16 protein-coding genes are annotated in these 19143 nt (G+C 60.1%); 7 read left to right on the top strand and 9 right to left on the bottom strand.

Features of this window, described 5'->3' with window-relative positions:
* Positions 1-115: 115 nt before the first annotated feature.
* Positions 116-2161, top strand: a complete 2046-nt coding sequence (locus tag ACK3SD_RS10290) for a S9 family peptidase (RefSeq protein WP_481125412.1) — start codon at positions 116-118, stop codon at positions 2159-2161.
* Positions 2162-2201: 40 nt separating this feature from the next.
* Here the strand turns inward: ACK3SD_RS10290 and exoX are convergent, their stop codons facing one another.
* Positions 2202-2864, bottom strand: a complete 663-nt coding sequence (exoX, locus tag ACK3SD_RS10285) for an exodeoxyribonuclease X (protein WP_481125411.1) — start codon at positions 2862-2864, stop codon at positions 2202-2204.
* Between the two features lie 15 nt (positions 2865-2879).
* Positions 2880-3635: a carbon-nitrogen hydrolase family protein gene (locus ACK3SD_RS10280; RefSeq protein WP_481125410.1), complete on the bottom strand. Its 756-nt coding sequence runs from the start codon at positions 3633-3635 to the stop codon at positions 2880-2882.
* 440 nt (positions 3636-4075) lie between these two features.
* Here ACK3SD_RS10280 and pip point away from each other — a divergent pair, with 440 nt between their 5' ends.
* The gene (gene pip, locus ACK3SD_RS10275; RefSeq protein ID WP_481125409.1) at positions 4076-5032 is read left to right on the top strand and encodes a prolyl aminopeptidase; all 957 of its coding nucleotides are present in this window, start codon (positions 4076-4078) and stop codon (positions 5030-5032) included.
* A 21-nt stretch (positions 5033-5053) separates the two neighbouring features.
* Here pip and ACK3SD_RS10270 read toward each other — a convergent pair whose 3' ends face one another.
* Entirely contained in the window at positions 5054-5281 is a 228-nt protein-coding gene (locus ACK3SD_RS10270; protein ID WP_137763463.1) for a DNA polymerase III subunit theta, read from the bottom strand.
* Positions 5282-5624: 343 nt separating this feature from the next.
* Here ACK3SD_RS10270 and ftnA point away from each other — a divergent pair, with 343 nt between their 5' ends.
* Positions 5625-6134, top strand: a complete 510-nt coding sequence (gene ftnA, locus ACK3SD_RS10265) for a non-heme ferritin (RefSeq protein WP_481125408.1) — start codon at positions 5625-5627, stop codon at positions 6132-6134.
* Between the two features lie 410 nt (positions 6135-6544).
* Here the strand turns inward: ftnA and ACK3SD_RS10260 are convergent, their stop codons facing one another.
* The 4 genes from ACK3SD_RS10260 to ACK3SD_RS10245 form a co-directional block, all read right to left on the bottom strand.
* Positions 6545-6880: a YebY family protein gene (locus ACK3SD_RS10260; RefSeq protein ID WP_481125407.1), complete on the bottom strand. Its 336-nt coding sequence runs from the start codon at positions 6878-6880 to the stop codon at positions 6545-6547.
* Positions 6881-6906: 26 nt separating this feature from the next.
* Positions 6907-7800 carry a copper homeostasis membrane protein CopD gene (gene copD / locus ACK3SD_RS10255; protein WP_481125406.1) on the bottom strand — a complete coding sequence of 298 codons (894 nt, stop codon included), beginning with the start codon at positions 7798-7800 and terminating at the stop codon, positions 6907-6909.
* On the bottom strand, positions 7797-8168 hold the full coding sequence (gene copC / locus ACK3SD_RS10250; protein ID WP_137764973.1) for a copper homeostasis periplasmic binding protein CopC: 372 nt from the start codon (positions 8166-8168) through the stop codon (positions 7797-7799). The genes copD and copC overlap by 4 nt, the downstream gene beginning before the upstream one ends.
* 173 nt (positions 8169-8341) lie before the next feature.
* The gene (locus ACK3SD_RS10245) at positions 8342-9151 is read right to left on the bottom strand and encodes a DUF2971 domain-containing protein (protein ID WP_481125405.1); all 810 of its coding nucleotides are present in this window, start codon (positions 9149-9151) and stop codon (positions 8342-8344) included.
* Positions 9152-9291: 140 nt separating this feature from the next.
* Here ACK3SD_RS10245 and ACK3SD_RS10240 point away from each other — a divergent pair, with 140 nt between their 5' ends.
* On the top strand, positions 9292-9609 hold the full coding sequence (locus ACK3SD_RS10240; protein WP_481125404.1) for an antibiotic biosynthesis monooxygenase family protein: 318 nt from the start codon (positions 9292-9294) through the stop codon (positions 9607-9609).
* A 335-nt stretch (positions 9610-9944) separates the two neighbouring features.
* On the opposite strand, the gene ACK3SD_RS10235 is transcribed toward ACK3SD_RS10240, so the two are convergent.
* The gene (locus ACK3SD_RS10235; protein WP_481125403.1) at positions 9945-11078 is read right to left on the bottom strand and encodes an acyltransferase family protein; all 1134 of its coding nucleotides are present in this window, start codon (positions 11076-11078) and stop codon (positions 9945-9947) included.
* 552 nt (positions 11079-11630) lie between these two features.
* On the opposite strand from ACK3SD_RS10235, the gene ACK3SD_RS10230 reads away from it, so the two are divergent.
* Positions 11631-12185: a sugar O-acetyltransferase gene (locus ACK3SD_RS10230; RefSeq protein WP_481125402.1), complete on the top strand. Its 555-nt coding sequence runs from the start codon at positions 11631-11633 to the stop codon at positions 12183-12185.
* On the opposite strand, the gene ACK3SD_RS10225 is transcribed toward ACK3SD_RS10230, so the two are convergent.
* Positions 12186-13061, bottom strand: a complete 876-nt coding sequence (locus ACK3SD_RS10225) for an NAD(P)-dependent oxidoreductase (protein ID WP_481125401.1) — start codon at positions 13059-13061, stop codon at positions 12186-12188.
* Between the two features lie 469 nt (positions 13062-13530).
* Between ACK3SD_RS10225 and ACK3SD_RS10220 the strand changes: the two genes are divergently transcribed.
* Together ACK3SD_RS10220 and ACK3SD_RS10215 are read left to right on the top strand one after the other, a co-directional pair.
* Complete coding sequence (locus tag ACK3SD_RS10220; protein WP_481125400.1) at positions 13531-16260, top strand: WG repeat-containing protein; 2730 nt, start codon at positions 13531-13533, stop codon at positions 16258-16260.
* The gene (locus ACK3SD_RS10215) at positions 16257-19142 is read left to right on the top strand and encodes a WG repeat-containing protein (protein ID WP_481125399.1); all 2886 of its coding nucleotides are present in this window, start codon (positions 16257-16259) and stop codon (positions 19140-19142) included. The genes ACK3SD_RS10220 and ACK3SD_RS10215 overlap by 4 nt, the downstream gene beginning before the upstream one ends.
* Position 19143: the final 1 nt, after the last annotated feature.

Here is a 19143-nt window from a genome sequence, read left to right as displayed (position 1 = left end):
GCCAACATTTATCCGACGCCTGACCGGCGCAGTAGCCATACTTAGCAGGATTCCATGCGCCGGTGCGTCCTTTCGCCCCTTATCGGTTAACAATGGCAGTGCCAGGGAACAGTCGATGATTACACCACCCAAAGCTGACAAGCGCCCCCATACTCTCACCACGCACGGTGATAGCCGTATCGATGAGTATTACTGGCTACGTGATGATGAGCGCAGCGCGTCGGACGTGCTGGCCCACCTGACCGCCGAGAACCAGTACACCGAGCAGATGATGCAGCCCCATCAGGCACTGCGTGAAACCCTCTATCAGGAGATGGTGGATCGTATCCCGCAGGAGGATGCCTCAGTACCCTACGTGCGCCACGGTTACCGCTACCAGACCCGCTACCAGCCCGGCAAGGAGTACCCGATCTACGTGCGCCAGCCTGCCGCCGAGACGCAGGCATGGGAGGTGCTGCTGGATGCCAACGTGCGGGCGGAGGGGCATGAGTTCTACACCCTCGGCGCACTGGACGTCAGCCCGGACAACCAGCGGCTGGCGATGGCGGAGGATTTCCTCTCGCGCCGCCAGTACGACATCCGCATCCGTGAGGCGGCCAGCGAGCAGTGGTCGGAAGAGGTGATCACTAACACCTCTGCCAGCTTTGAGTGGGCCAATGACTCCCGCACCCTCTATTACGTGCGCAAGCATGACAAAACGCTGCTGCCTTATCAGGTTTATCGCCATATGGTGGGCAGCGATCCGGCGCAGGATGTGCTGGTGTATGAGGAGCAGGACGACACCTTCTACGTCAGCCTGGAGAAGACCACCTCCGAGCGCTATATCCTGATCCACCTCAGCAGCACCACCACCTCAGAGATCCTGCTGCTGGACGCGGCGGAGCCAGAGGCCGAGCCACAGATCTTTGTGCCGCGCCGTCGTGACCACGAATACGCCATCGATCACTACCGTGACCACTTCTATATTCGCTCCAATAAAGAGGGCAAAAACTTTGGCCTCTATCAGGCCGAAAGCCCGGACGAGGCGGGGTGGCAGGTGGTGATACCGGCGCGCCAGGAGGTAATGCTGGAGGGCTTCAGCCTGTTCCGCCACTGGCTGGTGGTGGAGGAGCGCAGCGAGGGGCTGACCCACCTGCGCCAGATCCACTGGCAGAGCGGGGCGCAGAAGGAGATTCGCTTCGACGATCCCACCTACGTCACCTGGCTGGCCTATAACCCAGACCCGGAGACTGAATTGCTGCGCTACGGCTACTCCTCCATGACCACCCCCAGCTCGCTGTTTGAGGTGGATATGGAGAGCGGCGAGCGCACCCTGCTGAAACAGCAGGAGGTGAAGAATTTTGATAGCGGCCACTATGCCAGCGAACGGCTATGGGTGACGGCGCGCGATGGGGTGAAGGTGCCGGTGTCGCTGGTCTACCGGCGTGACCTGTTCCAGGCGGGGGCCAACCCGCTGCTGGTCTATGGCTATGGCTCCTACGGCAGTAGCATGGATCCCTCATTCAGCACCAGCCGCCTGAGCCTGCTTGACCGTGGCTTTGTGTTTGCGCTGGCGCACATCCGCGGCGGCGGGGAGTTGGGCCAGCAGTGGTATGAGGATGGCAAGCTGCTTCACAAGCTCAACACCTTCCACGACTTTATCGACGTTACGCAGGCACTGGTAGAGCAGCGCTATGGCCGCCAGGATCGGGTCTATGCGATGGGAGGCAGCGCTGGCGGCCTGTTGATGGGGGCGGTGATCAATCAGGCTGGCGACCTCTACCACGGCATCGTGGCGCAGGTGCCGTTCGTGGACGTGGTCACCACCATGCTGGATGAGAGCATTCCGCTGACCACTGGCGAGTACGACGAGTGGGGCAACCCCAATCAGGCGGAGTACTACCACTATATGTTGCAGTACAGCCCGTATGACCGGGTGGAGGCGAAAGCCTACCCAAGCATGATGGTCACCACTGGCCTGCATGACTCACAGGTGCAGTATTGGGAGCCGGCCAAGTGGGTCGCCAAATTGCGCGAGCTGAAGACCGACGGCAACCCGCTGCTGCTCTATACCGATATGGATGCCGGACACGGCGGCAAATCTGGGCGCTTCAAGGCCTATGAAGATATCGCGATGGAGTACGCCTTTGTGCTGGCACTGAGCGAGGGCACGCTGGCCTGATGCCTGCCGGGGCAGCGCGCCAGCGCTGCCCCCTGGGCAGTCAGGGCGTGAGGTAGTGGGTGAGGGTGTAGCGCATATCGGGGCTGAGGTCATCGATGGATTTCAGCATCCAGCGCAGGTAGCCGGGATCTTCCTGGGCAATCGCCTCAATCGGCCGGCCACGGTACTTGCCGAACTTAAGGGTGCGCAGTAGCACCGGCTGTTCAGTAATCTCTGCCATCTCTTCGGCGCTCCAGCCCGTCTCCTGCATGATGCGCTGCAACAGTGCGGCGGTGACGTAACAGTCATAGAGCGCGCGGTGCGGCCACAGCCCGTCTGGCAGATCGACCTTCAGCCGCAGGGCATAGCGTAAGTGTTGGTTGCTGTACTTCAGGCCGGGGAATGCCTTGCGCGCCAGCTTGACGGTACAGATCCAGCGGCCATGCATCTCTGGCAGCATGGCGCGGTCAAAGGCCGCATTGTGCGCCACATAGTAGGGGCTGCCTTGGTAGCGGCCAATCACTTTCGCAATCCGTGGCTTGCCCTCCACCATCTCCTCCGTGATGTGGTGGATAGCCATCGCCTCAATGCTGATGGGCCGGTCGGGCGAGACCAGATCGCTCATTGGATTCACAATCTGCCCCTCTACCACATCCACTGACGCAACTTCCACCACGCCGCCGTCAAGGCCGCAGGTTTCAGTGTCAATGACTCGCAGGATCATAGTGCTCCTCGTTAATTAGCTGTCTAAAGAGATAGTGCGGCCCTGCCACTGGCCATGTAACCGCTCGCCCAATACCAGCGCATTGCCGGTGCGTCCGGCGCGGGTGATGCAGCGGCCATCCTCCGCCCAGATGGCGCTTTGGCCTACACCCAGCAGACCACCGGTCTGGCTGCCGTGGTTGGCCATCAATACCGCCATCTGGTGGCGGCTGGCGTACCCCTGCAAGCGTCCGCTATCCCGCTCGTAATTATCCTCAGAGAACAGCACACCCGCAGTATAGATGTTGGCACCGGCCAGCGCTGCCTGCTCCGGATGCGATGGCACTGTCACATCGGCACAGATGGCCAGCCCGACATTGTACTCCTGAACCCGCACCAGCGGGCCGCCCTGGCCCTGGCTGAAGTAGGCCAATTCATGCTCCACCAGATGCTGTTTGGTATAGGCATAGAGTGAGCCGTCAGTTTCACAGGCAATCGCGCCAATGCAGCAGGTCCCCTTGGGATCGGTCAGGAGCGGCGCGCCAAACACAATGGTCATGGCATGGCGCTGTGCATCCTGACAGAGGGGCATCAGGCGCGGATCGTCCAGGGTCAGGGCCAGATCGCTGGCCTGACCCAATTCATAACCGGTAATAGAGAGTTCAGGGAAGATCAGCATGTTGACCTGTTCTTCGGCAGCAATTGCCACAAACTCACGGTGCAACGCGATATTTTTCTCAATATCGCATGGCACACTACAGTATTGTGCCGCTGCAATGACAATTCTATTCATGCCATCAATCCTTTTGGTATCAAACAATAAAAAACCCGCCTGAGCGGGTTTAAGTACGCGGGTCAGCCGGAATCACTCTTGCGGATGTGCTTTTTTGGCACGCTTGTCCGCCCGTTTTTCAGCAGGGGTTTTCAACGGCTTCTTCTTCGCATTCTTTTTGCTATCCATTCCCTTACTCATGGTGGCCTCTCTATACCGGTGATTGGGTTGGTATGCACCCTTATTAACATCTGTTTAAACTATTTTTTCAAGTAGAATTCAGCGGATTTTTTAAAAAAATGACTGTTTTTTCGTCACTCTTTTTTTGCTTACAAAATCCGGCAAGATTGACGATAAAATGGCCGAAAGAATGTGATTTCTTACAAATAAGAGCTAATTCATTGACGTAAATATAACAATCAGTTTTATTAACCCGAGGAGCAGGCAGATCGGGACAGCAGATGACGGCATTAAAGGGGTTATATCCCCCCATCAGGGCTTACGCCAGTGGCTGGCTTAACACCGGCGACGGCCATCAGGTTTACTGGGAACGTAGCGGCAATCCGGCGGGTAAGCCGGCGGTTTTCATCCACGGTGGCCCCGGGGGCGGCTGTTCGCCGATGCACCGGCAGTTATTCGATCCTGAACGTTACAACGTCACGTTATTTGATCAGCGCGGCTGTGGCCGGTCGCGTCCCCATGCCAGTCTGGACAACAACACCACCTGGCACCTGATAGAGGACATGGAGAAGCTGCGTGAGATGGCAGAGGTCGAGCAGTGGCTGGTGTTCGGCGGCTCCTGGGGATCGACCCTTGGTCTGGCCTATGCGCAGGCGCACCCTGATCGCGTCAGTGAACTGGTGCTGCGCGGCATCTTCACGCTGCGGCAGCGCGAGCTGGCCTGGTACTACCAGGAGGGAGCATCACGCTTCTTCCCGGATAAGTGGGAACGAGTGCTGTCGATTCTGTCAGAGGAGGAGCGGCAGGATGTGATTGCCGCCTACCGCCGCCGCCTGACCAGCAGCGATCTGGAGGTACAGCTGGAAGCCGCACGCCTCTGGAGCCTGTGGGAAGGGGAGACGGTGACACTGATGCCCGCCATCAACTCCGCCTCCTTTGGCGAAGATGAGTTTGCCCTGGCGTTCGCGCGCATCGAAAACCACTACTTCAGCCACAACGGCTTCTTGGAGCATGACAATCAGTTGCTGGACGAGATGCCGCGCATTAGCCACCTGCCGGGCGTGATTGTGCATGGCCGCTATGATATGGCCTGTCAGGTACAGAATGCCTGGGATCTGGCGCAGCGCTGGCCAGAAGCGGAGTTACATATCATTGAGGGGGCTGGCCACTCCTTCGACGAGCCGGGCATTCTGGATCGCCTGATCCGCGCCACAGATCGCTTTGCCGGCAAGGCATGACCGCCCCGGCTGGGGCGGCAGTCACTTTTTGGGTTCGTAGGGCAGGCGGGAGTATTTGTAGGACTCGCCGCGATAGAAGGCCACACGTTCGCGGAAGTAGGCGCGCAGCGCTTCCGGCTGCTCCCGCTCCACCAGTTCCGGCACCACCGGCATATTGTAGCGCTCTTTAAAGGCCACGCCGGACGCCGCCAGATCCACATTGATTCGGTTCATCTCTTCGATAGGCCGTTCAGCCAGGTTGTATCCCATTGCTCTCTCTCCGGGCGTTGGTTGTGCTGCGGCAAAAATAAAGCAAGCCTGACCAAATGGCAAGGCAGCAACATCGTGGCAAAAAGGGGAAATCCTGGCAACCGCCATGCAAGAATATAAATAAGAACGATTCTCCTTATTAATCCCTGACAGGGTAATGGTTCTCATTTATTAATTTAAGAGGATTTTAGAATGACGTTTATATATTAAATAAACTATTTAATTCAATCACTTGTACTTTTCATTAAAAAATTTCCGATTGATGGTTTCTATTTTTGGCGTGGGGCGGCATAATGCGCGAAATTAATCATTGCTTTCGCCTGTCATATTTAAGGATGCACCTATGTTAAAGCCAGAGATGGTCAGCCGCCTCAATGAACAACTGAACCTGGAGTTCTATTCCGCCAACCTCTACTTGCAAATGAGCGCCTGGTGCAGCGACAAGGGTTTTGAGGGGGCCGCCGCCTTCCTGAAAGCCCATTCGCGTGAAGAGATGGAGCACATGCAGCGTCTGTTTGATTATGTCAGCGACACCGGTGCACTGCCGCTGCTGGGTGCGATTGCCGCGCCGCCAGAGGAGTTTGCCTCTCTGTCTGAGCTGTTTGCCCAGACCTATGAACATGAGCAGCTGATCACGGGCAAAATCAACGAGCTGGCGCATCTGGCTATGACTTTGCAGGACTACTCCACCTTTAACTTCCTGCAATGGTATGTGGCTGAACAGCATGAAGAGGAGAAGCTGTTCAAGTCGGTGCTCGACAAGCTGGGTCTGGTGAGCAATACCGGCAACGGCCTGTTCTTTGTTGATAAAGAGCTGAAAAACATGACCCCCGGCGTAGAGCCGACGGCATAATCCCGCTGCTGCCTAAAAGCCCGCCTTGTGCGGGCTTTTTTATGGCGGCAGGGGAGGTAAGTCTCTTGGGGAATAGTGGCGGGAAGCATGATGGCCTTTAACCGCGGTCGGCTGCTTTTCTCTTCAGCCCGGCTAAAATAGAAGCAATAAAAAAAGACCGAATACGATTCCTATATTCGGTCTAGGGAAATGGCTCTTGGGAGAGAGCCGTGCGCTAAAAGTTGGCATTAATGCAGGCTGTTATGCCTTGCACTTTATAGCGTAGACGACAGAGGTGATTTTTCCAGCATCACACACCGGCTGTGTGAGCGGGAAAGCCATCGGAATTCACTTTTGTGATAACTATCCCAAAACAATTCCTTAACATTGGCGTTCTGCCTTTTTCATGACTTTTCACGGTGCGTTCTGGCTTAATCGCAGAGGGTCATTGCTTTCTGCTGCACGGCGGCCAGGCTCATTTTCTGGCCCGGCTGTTGCGGATCGTCAAGCTGGATTTTGGCAATCGGCTGCGCCTGGGTTTTGCCGGCTTTAACCTCTGCTTCAGCCACCTCATTCAGCGGGTACTGCACCAGCGTGCTGTCATTAATGGCAAACAGCGCCTTGCCAGTGCGGCACTGCAACATCACCTCCTCACGGGTGAAAGGCCATGCCTTGCCAAACTGGAAACGGCTGACGGTCACAATGTCCGCCGCCACAGCGCTGCCGCACAGGGTGGTCAAAACCAGAGAGAGGATCACTTTTTTCATGGAAAGTCCTTATAGACAGAGAATTCTTAGCCTGCCGGCACCGGCTCTAGGGTGGCAAACAGGCTGACCAGCAAAATCACCAGCAATGACAGCGCCAGCAGCAGCAATGTGGTACGCACCACATCGCGCTGCGCCCGCTGCGGATCGGCCGCGAAGCCCGGCACAATGTGGTAGCGGTTATAGAGCGCTGCCCCGACCATCAATACCACCAGCCCCATTTTGAGCAGCAACAGCATCTGGTAGGGCGAATGCCAGTTCACCGGCCAGGTGCCGACCACCATCAGGGTGTCCAGCATACCGGTGCCGATCACCAGCGCCACGGCCAGATGGCCGTAGGCGGAGAAGCGCAACAGGGTAGTGATGGCCTCCGTCCGCCGTGGCCCACGGCACTGGCGCAGGCAAGCCAGCAGCGGCAGCAAGCCGCCGAACCAGTAAGCCGCGGCCAGCAGGTGGAGCGTATGGTTAGTGCGTTGGAACGTGCCCACCCAGCCGTCACGCATCGCGGCATGGCCGACGGCACCCAGCCCGGCCAGCAGCGCGATGGCGGCCAGCAGCAGCAGCGCCTCACGCAGGCGGTCGGCAGGCAGCAGCAGGCAGAGCATCATCAGGGCGGCAAACAGCAGGTGCCAGCGCCACACCTGGCCAAACGCGGTATCCAGCACCGCCAGCCAGATGGGATAGGAGAAGCTGTCCTGCCACCCATCGCCCATTAGCCCGCCCTGAATCGCCACCATCGAGAAGGCGGTCAGCAGGGTGATGACCCCGGCGACGCCCTGCCAGCGGCGCAATTGGCGCAGTAGCACCGGCCCAAAGGAGGCTGGGGCCAGCAGGCGGGTAAAAACGCTGATGCCAAACAGTTGCATCACCGCCAGAAAATGCAGGAAGCGGCAGACAACCCAAATCAGGGAGAGCGTGCTCATTTGAGGGTGAAGCGGTAGCTTCCTTGGGTGCGGTGGCCATCAACAGAGACCACTTTCCAGTTTACCAGATACTCCCCGGCCGCCAGACGGTGCGGAATCGGCACCAGCAGGTGGGCTTTGTCATCCTGCGCGTTGCGCAGCTGCTTGGCAGAGACAATCACCTCCTCCGGGCCACTGAGCGTCACCTGGCTGAAGCGTGGCTCCACCCCTTCAGTAAAGCCCAGCACCAACTGTTGCGGGCTGGCCGCGACCAGCGCATTGGCAGCTGGCTCGGCACTGGCAAGGTGGGCATGGGCCAGCGCCTGAGGGGCCGCAGCGATCAATAGCAACGCGCATAATGTGCGCAGGCATCGGGAAAAATCTGGCATAAACATGGCATCTCTTCAGCGGCGGAAAGGTCAGGGCCTACTTTACCCGATCCTTGGCGGCGATTGTTGCGAAAAATTGCGCTGAATTATGTCGTTGGGTTAGGGTCTTGTGATCGTTTTGCAAGGCCGCAGCGGAGAAACCCCCTGCCAGACGGCCGGTAGAGGGCATGACCTCACCAGTTGCGGAACGGGATGCCGCTGGCTCGCAGCGTCACCTCCAGCCCCATCTTCTGCATCAGGGTATGGGTGGCGGCCAGCGCCAGATCGCTGTTGGGCGTATGGCCCACAATGATCTCACGAATGCAGCGATCCTGCGGCTGGTCAAAGGGCAGTTTATGGAAGGGCACCAGCGTCGAGCGACCGGGGCGGAAGGCCAGTTCCACTGGGTTGAGCGACCGGCGGGAGATGGCGCGCCACTCCGCCTCCTCGCTGAAGCTGCTGTCCTTCAGCACGGCCGCCACGCAGTAGAGCTTCTCCTGAAACAGCCGCGAGGCGGCCGAGGGCTGCTCAATGTGCGCGTGGTCTGGCTCCGGCTGGCCGGCAAACTGGTTGAGCACCTCATCGATCATGGCGTTGAGCGCCGCCTCATGCTCCGTAGGTTGGTAGAGGCACTTCATCAGCACATACTCCTGCCGGGCAAGGCTGCGGCGCAGCCCTTCATAATCAAAACCAATCGAATAGCCTCCCAGCCCGGCGGCATAGCCACGCCACTGGCTGAGCAGATCGCCATTCTCAGAGAGGGAACAGACACAGACATTGACGTCATTCATCCGCGGCAGCGCCTCCCGGAAGCGGATCAACCGGATCACCACGTCGCGTGCAATCTCGGTGCGCAGGCGCTCTTTCAAAATCTCATCGGCGATGCTAAGCGCGAGGAAAAACTCTTTATTGTCGTTGAGATACTGGATCTTGGTTGCCCAGAGTGTGGCGCTCTCCGTGATGCCGAGAAAACCGGTCTGGTTGGTGTAGTGGTAAAGCAGCATAGGCACTCTCCTGGTTACGGCTTCCAGCATAGGGGAGCGAGCGGGCTTTTCAACGGTTATCAGCGGGCAAAGGTTGTTTTTGTGATCCCAAGGAGTTAATAATTATGCTCCTATTGTGAATAAATATGGAGTGAAGAGGGATGATCTGTCGAACCTGGCACGGGTGCGTGCCACGTGAACATGCAGAGGGCTTTGCCAGGCATTTGCAGCTGACCGGGGTACAGCACGCCGAGGGCCTGCCCGGTTGCTGTGGGGCACAGGTGCGCCGCGAAACCCAAGGGGAGTATGAACACTTCTTTCTAGCGACCTGGTGGCAGGATCTGGAGGCCGTGCGCGCCTTCGCGGGTGAGCGTTATCACGTTGCCGTTACCTATCCAGACGATGAGCAGTTTGCGCTCATCTCAGATCCCTATGTGTTTCACCATCAGGTGGCAGGGATTGCCCCACTAGAGTCGTGAGCAATTAAAAGCCCGGCCGAGGGGCCGGGCTTGTTGGCGCCCTGGAAGGGACGCGGCGGGCGCGTCTTAGCTACGTACTTTCAACGATGCAAGCACTAACGCTACGTTGCATAACAGAAAAATAAATAGAGCCATAACTCCCCCCTTGTAATAATAATCTTATAAAAGTGTAGTAGTTTCGCCGGGAAACAGTTAAGCATTCCGTGGGGTTTCTAAGATAAATCTTAGATAGAAGTGCCGGAAAAGGTGACGGGAACCGGTAGATATCGCGGTCATGCCAGCCCTACGGCGGGCAAAAAAAGGGCCTCCGAAGAGGCCAATCTGAGGGGGTATTATTATTGTTTTTCTGCACGTCGGAGAGTGATGCCCTGTTGGAGCGTGCGGCCAATCTGCTGCCAACGCTTCTCAATATAGTTGTTAGTGACACTGGCGACCGCGGCCACCCCAGCCAGAATGGCCAGTAGCAGCAGGTCATTGATGAACGGGTTGCCAAAATCGAGGTAGCGGTGCTCGCCCACCATTGGCGCAATCTGCCAACCGGTCACCTTCTGCACCACGATCAGTAGGGAGATCAGGCAGAACAGCAGGGCGGCGTGGGTCATATAGATGGAGTAGGAGAGCACGCCCAGCCGCAGGAAGAATCGGCGCTTCATCAATTGCGACACGGCACCCAGTTCCAGCGCGAAAGTAAAAACGCACAGGCAGAACAGCAGGATGGCGAGCAGGGTCTTGTCAGGCAGCGGCAGCGCCACCACGGTGATGGTGGTAACCAGCACCACCACTTCCACCAGCGATCCCAGGGTAAAGCCCAGTGCAATCTTGTCGCTGACTTGGCGATAAAGGACATAAGTCAGCGCCCCGCCAAAGAAGCAGGCCAGCCCATGCAGGGACTTCTCCGTCAGATAGGGGTGGCCGTGCAGCAGCAGATAGAGGGCTACGCCAGCAACCAGCGCCCAAGCCACCACTTTTCCGCGCCCGCGCAGCAGCGTCAGGGCAAAGAAGATCATATAGATGTAATACTCAACGCTGATGCTCCAGGCCGGGAAGTTATAGCTGAGCGGCGAGGTGAGCGGCGTCCAGGATTGCACCAGCATCAGGTTGGGCAGTATCTCCTGTGGAGCGGTCACGCCAGTGAAGGGCAGGCTGTTGAAGACGAACCCCTTCTGGTACGCCAACCATTTGCCCACCTCCAGCAGGATAAAGACGCCCAGCATCGCGATATGCAGCGGGAAGATGCGGAAGGTGCGTGAAATAAAGAAATCCCTGAACCGCACATCGCGTTTAAACCCATAGCCGTGGGTCAGCACAAAGCCGCTCAGCACAAAGAAGAAATCCACCAGCAGGTGGCTTTCGCGGAAAAAAGCCAGCTCGGTCAAACTGCCAACAATATTAACGTGGAATATCACCACAGACATGGCGCACAACCCGCGAAAGCTATCCAGCGCTTCAAAACGCTTATTCGGTATCATGGTAGGCTCCCAGGGTTGATAAGTGGGAGAATTGTAAATAAACCGCGTGAAACCGCAATGCATGACGCTTCCTGTGCGTCTAAAAAATAGAATTGTTATTCTTAAATAAGAATCATCCCAAAGAGTTTGTTTGTTTTACATCATTTAAAACAATGGATTAAGCCGTGTAAATTGGTTTATTAAATAAAGTAAGGTTTAATCGTCCGAAAGTTATCCGTTATTTTTTAGGAGAAGTTCGCAGGGTAATGAATTATTGCCATGCCGAGCGAGAAACATATTGTGGAGAGCGGGAAAAGATAAGCGGCGCTGAGCCGTGGAGGGGGGTAAATAACCACTTATCAGCGTAGGTAATCAGCCTGGGTCAGCGAGCGGAAGAATGGATGAAATAGGGAGCAGTTTCATCAAATATATTTAATGATAGGTCGAGATAAACATACATTTTATTTATCAATATAGAGGCATTCCGCAAAAACCGATAATGCCACCTCGCCAGATGACAATCTCTGGACAGGCCGTTATAACAGACAACATATCTACCAATAGGAGCAGGGCATGAAAACGGAAAAAGAGAAGATGTTGGCCGGTGAGGCCTATCTCGCCACCGATCCGCAACTGACAGCGGATCGCCGGCAGGCGAAAAAGGCGTGCCAGCTGATCAATCAGGGCGACTACGATGACGAGGCGGGCCGCAACGCACAGCTGGCAGCCTTGATCAATTTTCAGGGCAGTTTCTATGTCGAGCCACCGCTCTACGTGGATTATGGTTACAACATACTAGTAGGGGACAACTTCTACGCCAACCACGGGCTGACCATTTTGGATGGGGCGCGGGTCGTGATGGGCAAAAATGTGTTTATCGCCCCCAATGTGGTGATCTCCACCGCCGGGCACCCGCTGGACAAGATGCGGCGTGCCGCCGGTGAGGAGTTCGTCAAGCCGATTACGCTGGGGGATGATGTCTGGCTTGGCGCGCATGTCACCCTCTGCCCCGGCGTCACCATTGGCAACAACGTGGTGGTAGGGGCAGGGAGTGTGGTGGTGCATGACCTGCCGGACAACAGCGTCTGTGTCGGTACGCCGGCCCGGCCGGTCAAATCCTTGGCGTGACTATTTGAGGCCAGCGCGACGGGCAGAGACGGTCGCCACCCCCGCCCAGTCCAGATCGCCGTCGCCCTGCGCTATCGCATCAATGAAATTGTCACGCAATACGCCAGCGAACGGCAGCGGGGTTCTGCTCTGCTGGCTGGCCTCCAGCGCCAGGCTGACATCCTTCAGCCCCAGCGTCAGCTTGAAGCCAGCGGGCGAGAAACGCTCCTCGGCAATCATGCCGCCATAGTTCTTGTAGGCGGGGCAGTTGAACAGCGTACCGGAGAGCATCGACAGGAAATCCTGTGCGCCGACCCCGTGGTTGCGTACCAGCGCCGTGCTTTCCGCCATGGTCTCAATGGCGGAGGCGAGGGTGAAGTTGGCGGCAATCTTGACCACGTTGGCCTGCGCTGGCGTGTCGCCGAAGTACCAGGTCTTCTGGCCCATGATATCCAACAACGGCTGCACCTTTGCCAGGGTGGCGGCGTCACCGGCCGCCAGGATATTCAGCTGACCAGCGGCGGCCACCTCCGTGCGGCCAAGCACCGGGGCGGCAATGTAGCCCACATGCCGCGCCTGATGCAGCGCATCCAGCTGTTGCGCCAGCGCCACCGAGATGGTCGCCATATTGACATGCACCGCGCGCGGCGCCATTTGATTCAACAGGCCACTCTCGACAATCACAGACCAGGTGGCATGGTCATCCGCCAACATGGAGATCAACACATCTACGTACGCCAGCTCAGTAGGGTCGGCAGCGCGGATCGCCCCCAACGCCACCAGGTCATCTGCTGCCTGCGAGCTGCGGTTCCAGACTATCACCGTATGACCCGCTTGCAGAATATTCTTGGCCATCGCGCTTCCCATCGCGCTCAGGCCCGCAAATCCGACTTTCATGGCGTTCTCCTCATACCCATTGTTATACGTTAGCGCTGCACTATATGGACTTCTATATAGACGGCTATCTTATTATTAACGTGCGTAATTATTAGAGCACAAAAATAGACGCCCCTGAAATAAAGTTAACAACTGCGTAACGTTCTTGTGCGGTAAATCTTCTGAAATATTCTGGTTAAGGGCTTTCTCTAAGCGACTGATGGGTGGGTCAGTTTTTAAAAATTCTGCGCCTATGTTATAAACGCTGCGGTTATTCTGCATGTGAAGAAGAGGGATGGCGTCAGGCAGGGCGCGGAGCTTGCCGGCGAGAACCCTCCTCTTTATGCCTGGATATAAGCAGCCAAGAGGCTGTGCAGATTGGCGGCAGCTGGGGCACCGCTCCCCGGCCGCCGCCAGGCGATGAGGCGTCAGGCTGGCCTGATGCGGAGTGCGCTACACTTTTACCTAATTTTGCCATAAAGGGAATCGGATGCATTACGCCGAACACATTACCCGCGTTGGAGCAATCAGCGCGTTGGCACTGGCGATTAACGCCCTCTTTCTGTTTCCGGCCAGCGCCGATGAGAGCTGGCTGTCACGCTGTGCACCCTCACAAGCCTTGAATGCCTGCCAGCAGCCCTTCCAGCAAGGGCTGGCGCCGGTGCTGCTGGGCAGCACCAAAGAGAAGCTGGGCAAGTGGGGGTTCATGGATACCTCCGGCCATCTGGTGATTGAGCCGGCATTCAGCGACGCCCAAGGCTTCGTGAATGGCCTGGCGGCCGTGGCACAGGATGGCAAATATGGTTATATCGATCAGCGCGGCAAGTGGGCCATCCCGGCGCGCTTCACCCGCGTCACCCCGTTCAATGCCGAGGGCACCGCGCTGGTGGAGATCAACGATCGTCTGGCGCTGATTGACAAGCAGGGCGCGGTGGTTCGCACCCTGCCATTCGCCGTCAGTCTGGCGACCGACGGCTTTGTCGGCGGCCAATCGCTGGCCAGCGTGCAGATGCAGATTGCACCGGCCCTGTGGCGCGCCGACATCGATCGCGCGCTGGCCCTGCCCGATGACGTCATGGCGCTTGAGGCGCCGCAGTCGGGCTTGGTGCCAGCCCAGAAACGTGACACCCATGACAATGGCTACTGGGGCTACCTCAATGAGGGTGGCGAGTGGGCGATTGACCCGATGAAGATCAAGAGCCGCACCCTGCCGAAGCTGAATGGCGACACGCTGGCAGTGCAGGGCAAGGCCGGTTGGTTCTTCATTGATCGCCAGGGTGCGCTGCGCAGCAAAACCCCTTATAAAACCGCCACCCCGTTGGCGAACGGCAACTGGCTGGTGCAGACCAGTGAGGGCGCGTGGCAGCTGCTCAACGGTGCGCTAGAGAAGCAGCCGGATCTGCCCGCCGGGCTGGGGGACTCCTTGCGCCCGTGGCACCAGTGGCAGGTGGGTACCAGTGATGCCGGGGTGGTGCTGATTGGCCCGGACAACCATGTCACCCTGCTGCCCGCTGAAAACGCGAAGTTGGAAGTGCGGCTGGACTCGCTCTGGATCCGCGCCGGCAAGGACGCGCATCTGGTGCAGATCGTTGACACCCGCGGCGTGGGGCTGCTCTCTGATGTCACCTTGAAGGCATTGGCAGGCTACCAATTGAAAGCGTTGCGCGGTGAGCCAGCGGCGGATGACACCGACGCCAGCCGCCGCTTGCCGCTGGCGATCCTCACCCCGGCCGACAGCAAACAGCCGCTGGCCCTGCTGTCGGCGCACGGCGAGATCGTGACCGACCCGCAGTGGGCTGGCTTTGAAGCAGGCACCGATGCCGCGCCGCTGCGCGTACGTACGCAAGACAAAAAGATGGGCGCGGTAGACGCCAATGGCCAGTGGGTGGTGGCACCGCAATTTGTGCAGGTTCAGCCCTTCACGGGCGACTACGCATGGGCCACGGTATCAGACGGCAAAACCGAGAGCCGCCGCCTGATTGACCGCAGCGGCAACGTGCAGGACATCCCGACCCGCACCCTGCAAATGGCGCGCGACATCACCGGCAACCTGCTGCTGACGGCGGCTGGCGAGGGCGACCAGCAGCGTTGGGGCGTCTGGGACATCGCCGCGAAACGCGAGCTGCTGGCACCGACCTTTGAGCAGATTGAGCCATTTGCCGAGGGCTACGCGCTGGCGCGCAGTGGCAAGGCGTGGGGCGTGATCACCCCAGAGGGCCGCTGGGCGCTTGCGCCACAAGAGGGGCACGGCAAGCCGCAGGCGATGGGCCACGGCCTCTACCTGCTGGAAACCGGCAAAGAGGCGGAGCGCCGCTTCAGTCTGGTAAACGCCGCCACCAGCCGCACCCTGGCCGCTGACCTGCTGGAGAAACCGCGGGCCGTCGGGCCGACGCACTGGCTGGTGAAGCCGGCCAGCGGCGGCGTGGCGCTGATTGATGCCGATGGCCGCCCGGTGATGGAGAAGGCGGTGCCGGTGGAGAGGGCGACCATTGACGGCGAGCACGTGCTGCTCAGTTTTGGCCAGCGCTACGGGGCGATCAACGCACGCGGCGAGTGGCAGGTGGCACCGATCTACACCGCGCCGCTCACCTTCAGTGGCCCGCGGCAGTGGGCGGTGGCCCACCGTGACCAGAACACCCTGCTGATTGATGGCAACGGCGGCCAGCCGCTGCCGGAGTTCCCCACAGCCGTGCCACTGGCGGGCATGAACCGCGTGGCGGAAAATGATCCGGCCACCGGCCAGAGCGTGCTGCGTGACTTCAGCGGCCAGGAGATCCAGCGCTACCCAGGGCTGGACAGCATTCTGGTGGCGGCCGCTGGCGGTGGCGTGGTGCCGCTGCGTGGCGAGGGGAACCGCTACGGCCTGATCGATGAGAGCGGCGCCACCCGTGTGGCTGCCTACTTCGACCAGCTGGGGCCGCTGCATGATGAGCGCGCCCGCGCGGTGAAACGCGCCACCTATGGCGCGCTCAATGGCTATATTGACAAGGATGGTCACTTCGCCATCAAGCCGGCCTACAGCGCGGCAGGCGACTTCAGTGACCATCGCGCCTGGGTGGTGCATAAGGGCGTCACCAAACTGATCGATTCCCACGGCAAGGTGCAGGCCCAGGTGGTGGTGCGCTGCAACCAGCGGATCGTCATCACCGCCAAAGGCCGCCCGCTCTGGCCGGCCAAGGCCCTGACCTGTGCGGGTAGCCCGCAAGGGGAGAAGAGATGAAACCAGACCCCGGCCGGGCATTGCGCGGCGGCGGTGTGCTGATCCTGCTGGCCCTCGGCCAGCAGGCGCAGGCGCAAACGGCGTGCAGTATGCCGGTGCAGGAGGGCGTGCAGGCCGAGGCGCGGGCGCGGGCGGCATTGCCGCAGGCGATCCCCCTCTGCCTGCGCGATCTGCATCAGGGGCGGGCGGCGGTGCTGCTCCCCTCCGCCGATCTGCCAGTGGACGATGTGGCACTGGCGTCCGGCCTGACCGGGCACCGTTGGGGATTCCTCGACGGCAATGGGCAACTGGTGATCCGGCCAGTGTTTGAACAGGTGGGCGACTACCACCATGATTTGGCGGCAGCGCGCCAGCAGGGCAAATGGGGTTATCTGGATGCCCGCGGCAACTGGGCCATTGCCCCGCAGTTTGACAGTGCCGCCGATTTTACTCAGGCGGGCATCGCAGCCGTAACGCGTGATGGCCGGCCGCAACTGATTAACCGCAGCGGCGCGCCCGTCGGCCCGCCGCTGGATGACCGGGTCGAGACCCTCACCCTCGAGGATGGCAATCCGCTGTTGCTACGCCTCACTACCCGCACCGTGTTTATCTCACCTGATGGCCAGCGCCACTTCGCCAGCGACAAGATGGAGATTGTCCAGCCCTTCGGCAACGAGGGGTTGTTCATCGCCCGCAACGGCGCGCACCAGTATGGCATTGCCGACCCTGACCTGAACTGGCGTATCGCGCCACAATTCAACGCCATCACCCTGCCGCCGCAGGGTGCCGGGTTGGCGCGCGCCGAGGAGGGGGATGAGGTGGCCCTGATCCGCGCCGATGGCTCGCGGGTGGAGGGGCACTATGTGCAGGCCGAGCCGCTGACGGCGGGCCTCTGGCAGGCCACCCAGCCGGATGGGCAGACTCTGTTGCTCAATGACCGTGGCAAGGCGCTGCACAGCCTGCCCGCCGATGCCACCCTGACGGTGCATGACCACGCGGTGCTGGTGCGCGGCAAGGGCGCGCCCGCGCTCTATCTGGATGGACAGGAGCGGCCGCTCAGCCTGCCAGCGGGCAGCGTGATGGATGAGCGCGACACCTTGCCCTATCTGGTGACGCTGGCTGGCGCGGGGGGCAAGATCAATGGCGTGGTGTCACCCGCTGGCACCCTGCTGAATGCCAGCTGGCTCGGGCAGGCCGCCTCCGCTGAACTGATCAATGGCCGCCTCTGGTTGCGCGATGAGCGCGGCAAGCTGCTCAATATCCTTGATCCCGAGGGCAAGGCGCTGCTCAGCGCCCGTACCCTCGAGAGGCTGGCGGCGCACCCGCTGCAACCGCTCTACGGCCACGATCGCGCCCAGCGCGAGGTGCAGCCGGATCTGCCGCTGGCGCGCATCGACCCGGTGCCGGGGCAGGCGGGCAACGCTGGCCTGCTGCGCGCCGATGGCAGCCTGTTGCAACAGCCGGACTGGCAGTCAGTGACGTTGGCCGATGGCGCGGACGCCGCGGTGGAGGGCAGCGCGCCGCTGCAATTCATCGTTGCCACCGAGGGCGGCATGGGGCTGGTGGACAGCCAGGGACAGCAGCGGCTGGCCTTTGGCGAGGATAACATCACCCCATTTGTGCAGGGCTACGCCTTTGCTTATCGCGATGGGCTGCTCAGCGCCGTTGACCATCAGGGCCAGCGTTACGCCCTGCCGGATGAGGTGCAGATTGAGTCCATTGGCGGTGGCTGGTTCCGTTTCCGCGCCTCGGCGGCGCAGGACGCGCCGTGGGGTATCTTTGACGCGCTGGCCCGGCGCGAGGTAGCCGCGCCCGCCTTCCGCCAGGTTGCCAATAGCGTCGGGGGCGAGGTGGCGGTGCAGCAGCCCGACGGCCGGTGGGGGGTGATTGACGGCCAGAACCATTGGGTGATCGCCCCACAGTACGCGGCGCTGGAGCGCATCAATGACGCGCTCTGGTTCGCCACGCTGCCGGCACCGGCTGGCGAGGCGGCCACCCGCCATACCCTGCTTGGTGCCGATGGCCAGCAGCGGGTGCCGCCGACCAGCGGCCTGCGCTATGGGCACTTCAACGATGGCCGCATTTTGGCCAGCGCCGCCGACGGCCAGTCGTGGCTGTTGTCGGCCAGCGGCGAGCCGGAGCTGAATGAGCAGGACACCACCATTCAGGCGCTGGGGGAGTGGATCAAATTGACGCGCCTGCCGCAGGCGGGCTACCTGAATGAGCAGGGCAGCTGGCAGATCCCGGCCGATGGCCGCAGTGCCACCGCCTTTGCCAATGGCCGCGCGCTGCGCGGGCAGGGGCCGCTGACGCAGGTGATCGACGCCACCGGCGCAAAGGTGGGGGAGCTGCCCGCCGGGCAGTGGTTCTGGCCACCCGCCAGTGAGATGAGTTTCAGCATTCTGGCTAATGGCGGCGAAGCCACCACCCGCTATGCTGACATCAATGGCCACGTGGCGCTGACGATCGCCGGGCGCGGCAGCCGGATGCAGGATGGGCGCGCGGTGCTGGCGCAGGGGCCGCAGGCGCAGATCTGGATTGATGGGCAGGGGCAGCCCATCGGCAACGTGCGCTATCAGGAGCTGGGCCTGCCAGCGGATGGCCTGGCCTTCGCCCGCACCGCCGGCCACTATGGCTTTGTCGATGTGCGCGGCAACTTTGTCATCCCGCCAGTGTTTGACGCCGTGTCGCCCTTTTCCGAGGGGGTGGCAGTGGCTGCCAACGGTGCCACCGCCATGATGATTGATCGCGGTGGCAGGCCGCTGGCACGGATCGTGACCGAATGCGGCGTACGGGTGCTGTATGGCCCCGGCAGTGAGCGCCAGTGGCCGGCGTCGCTGCCGGTGCGCTGTGACGCCGCCAATGATAATAGCGCCCGGCCCGTCGCCGGGCCTGAAGAGTGAG

This window comes from Chimaeribacter sp. YP20170169 (genome assembly GCF_056739715.1).
Note: the sequence above shows the minus strand (reverse complement) of the source record. Positions and strands in the feature narration are given on the sequence as shown.

Coding starts and splice junctions, on each gene's coding strand:
- ACK3SD_RS10290 (WP_481125412.1), top strand. CDS start 116: ATGATTACACCACCCAAAGCTGACAAGCGCCCCCATACTCTCACCACG.
- exoX (WP_481125411.1), bottom strand. CDS start 2,864: ATGATCCTGCGAGTCATTGACACTGAAACCTGCGGCCTTGACGGCGGC.
- ACK3SD_RS10280 (WP_481125410.1), bottom strand. CDS start 3,635: ATGAATAGAATTGTCATTGCAGCGGCACAATACTGTAGTGTGCCATGC.
- pip (WP_481125409.1), top strand. CDS start 4,076: ATGACGGCATTAAAGGGGTTATATCCCCCCATCAGGGCTTACGCCAGT.
- ACK3SD_RS10270 (WP_137763463.1), bottom strand. CDS start 5,281: ATGGGATACAACCTGGCTGAACGGCCTATCGAAGAGATGAACCGAATC.
- ftnA (WP_481125408.1), top strand. CDS start 5,625: ATGTTAAAGCCAGAGATGGTCAGCCGCCTCAATGAACAACTGAACCTG.
- ACK3SD_RS10260 (WP_481125407.1), bottom strand. CDS start 6,880: ATGAAAAAAGTGATCCTCTCTCTGGTTTTGACCACCCTGTGCGGCAGC.
- copD (WP_481125406.1), bottom strand. CDS start 7,800: ATGAGCACGCTCTCCCTGATTTGGGTTGTCTGCCGCTTCCTGCATTTT.
- copC (WP_137764973.1), bottom strand. CDS start 8,168: ATGCCAGATTTTTCCCGATGCCTGCGCACATTATGCGCGTTGCTATTG.
- ACK3SD_RS10245 (WP_481125405.1), bottom strand. CDS start 9,151: ATGCTGCTTTACCACTACACCAACCAGACCGGTTTTCTCGGCATCACG.
- ACK3SD_RS10240 (WP_481125404.1), top strand. CDS start 9,292: ATGATCTGTCGAACCTGGCACGGGTGCGTGCCACGTGAACATGCAGAG.
- ACK3SD_RS10235 (WP_481125403.1), bottom strand. CDS start 11,078: ATGATACCGAATAAGCGTTTTGAAGCGCTGGATAGCTTTCGCGGGTTG.
- ACK3SD_RS10230 (WP_481125402.1), top strand. CDS start 11,631: ATGAAAACGGAAAAAGAGAAGATGTTGGCCGGTGAGGCCTATCTCGCC.
- ACK3SD_RS10225 (WP_481125401.1), bottom strand. CDS start 13,061: ATGAAAGTCGGATTTGCGGGCCTGAGCGCGATGGGAAGCGCGATGGCC.
- ACK3SD_RS10220 (WP_481125400.1), top strand. CDS start 13,531: ATGCATTACGCCGAACACATTACCCGCGTTGGAGCAATCAGCGCGTTG.
- ACK3SD_RS10215 (WP_481125399.1), top strand. CDS start 16,257: ATGAAACCAGACCCCGGCCGGGCATTGCGCGGCGGCGGTGTGCTGATC.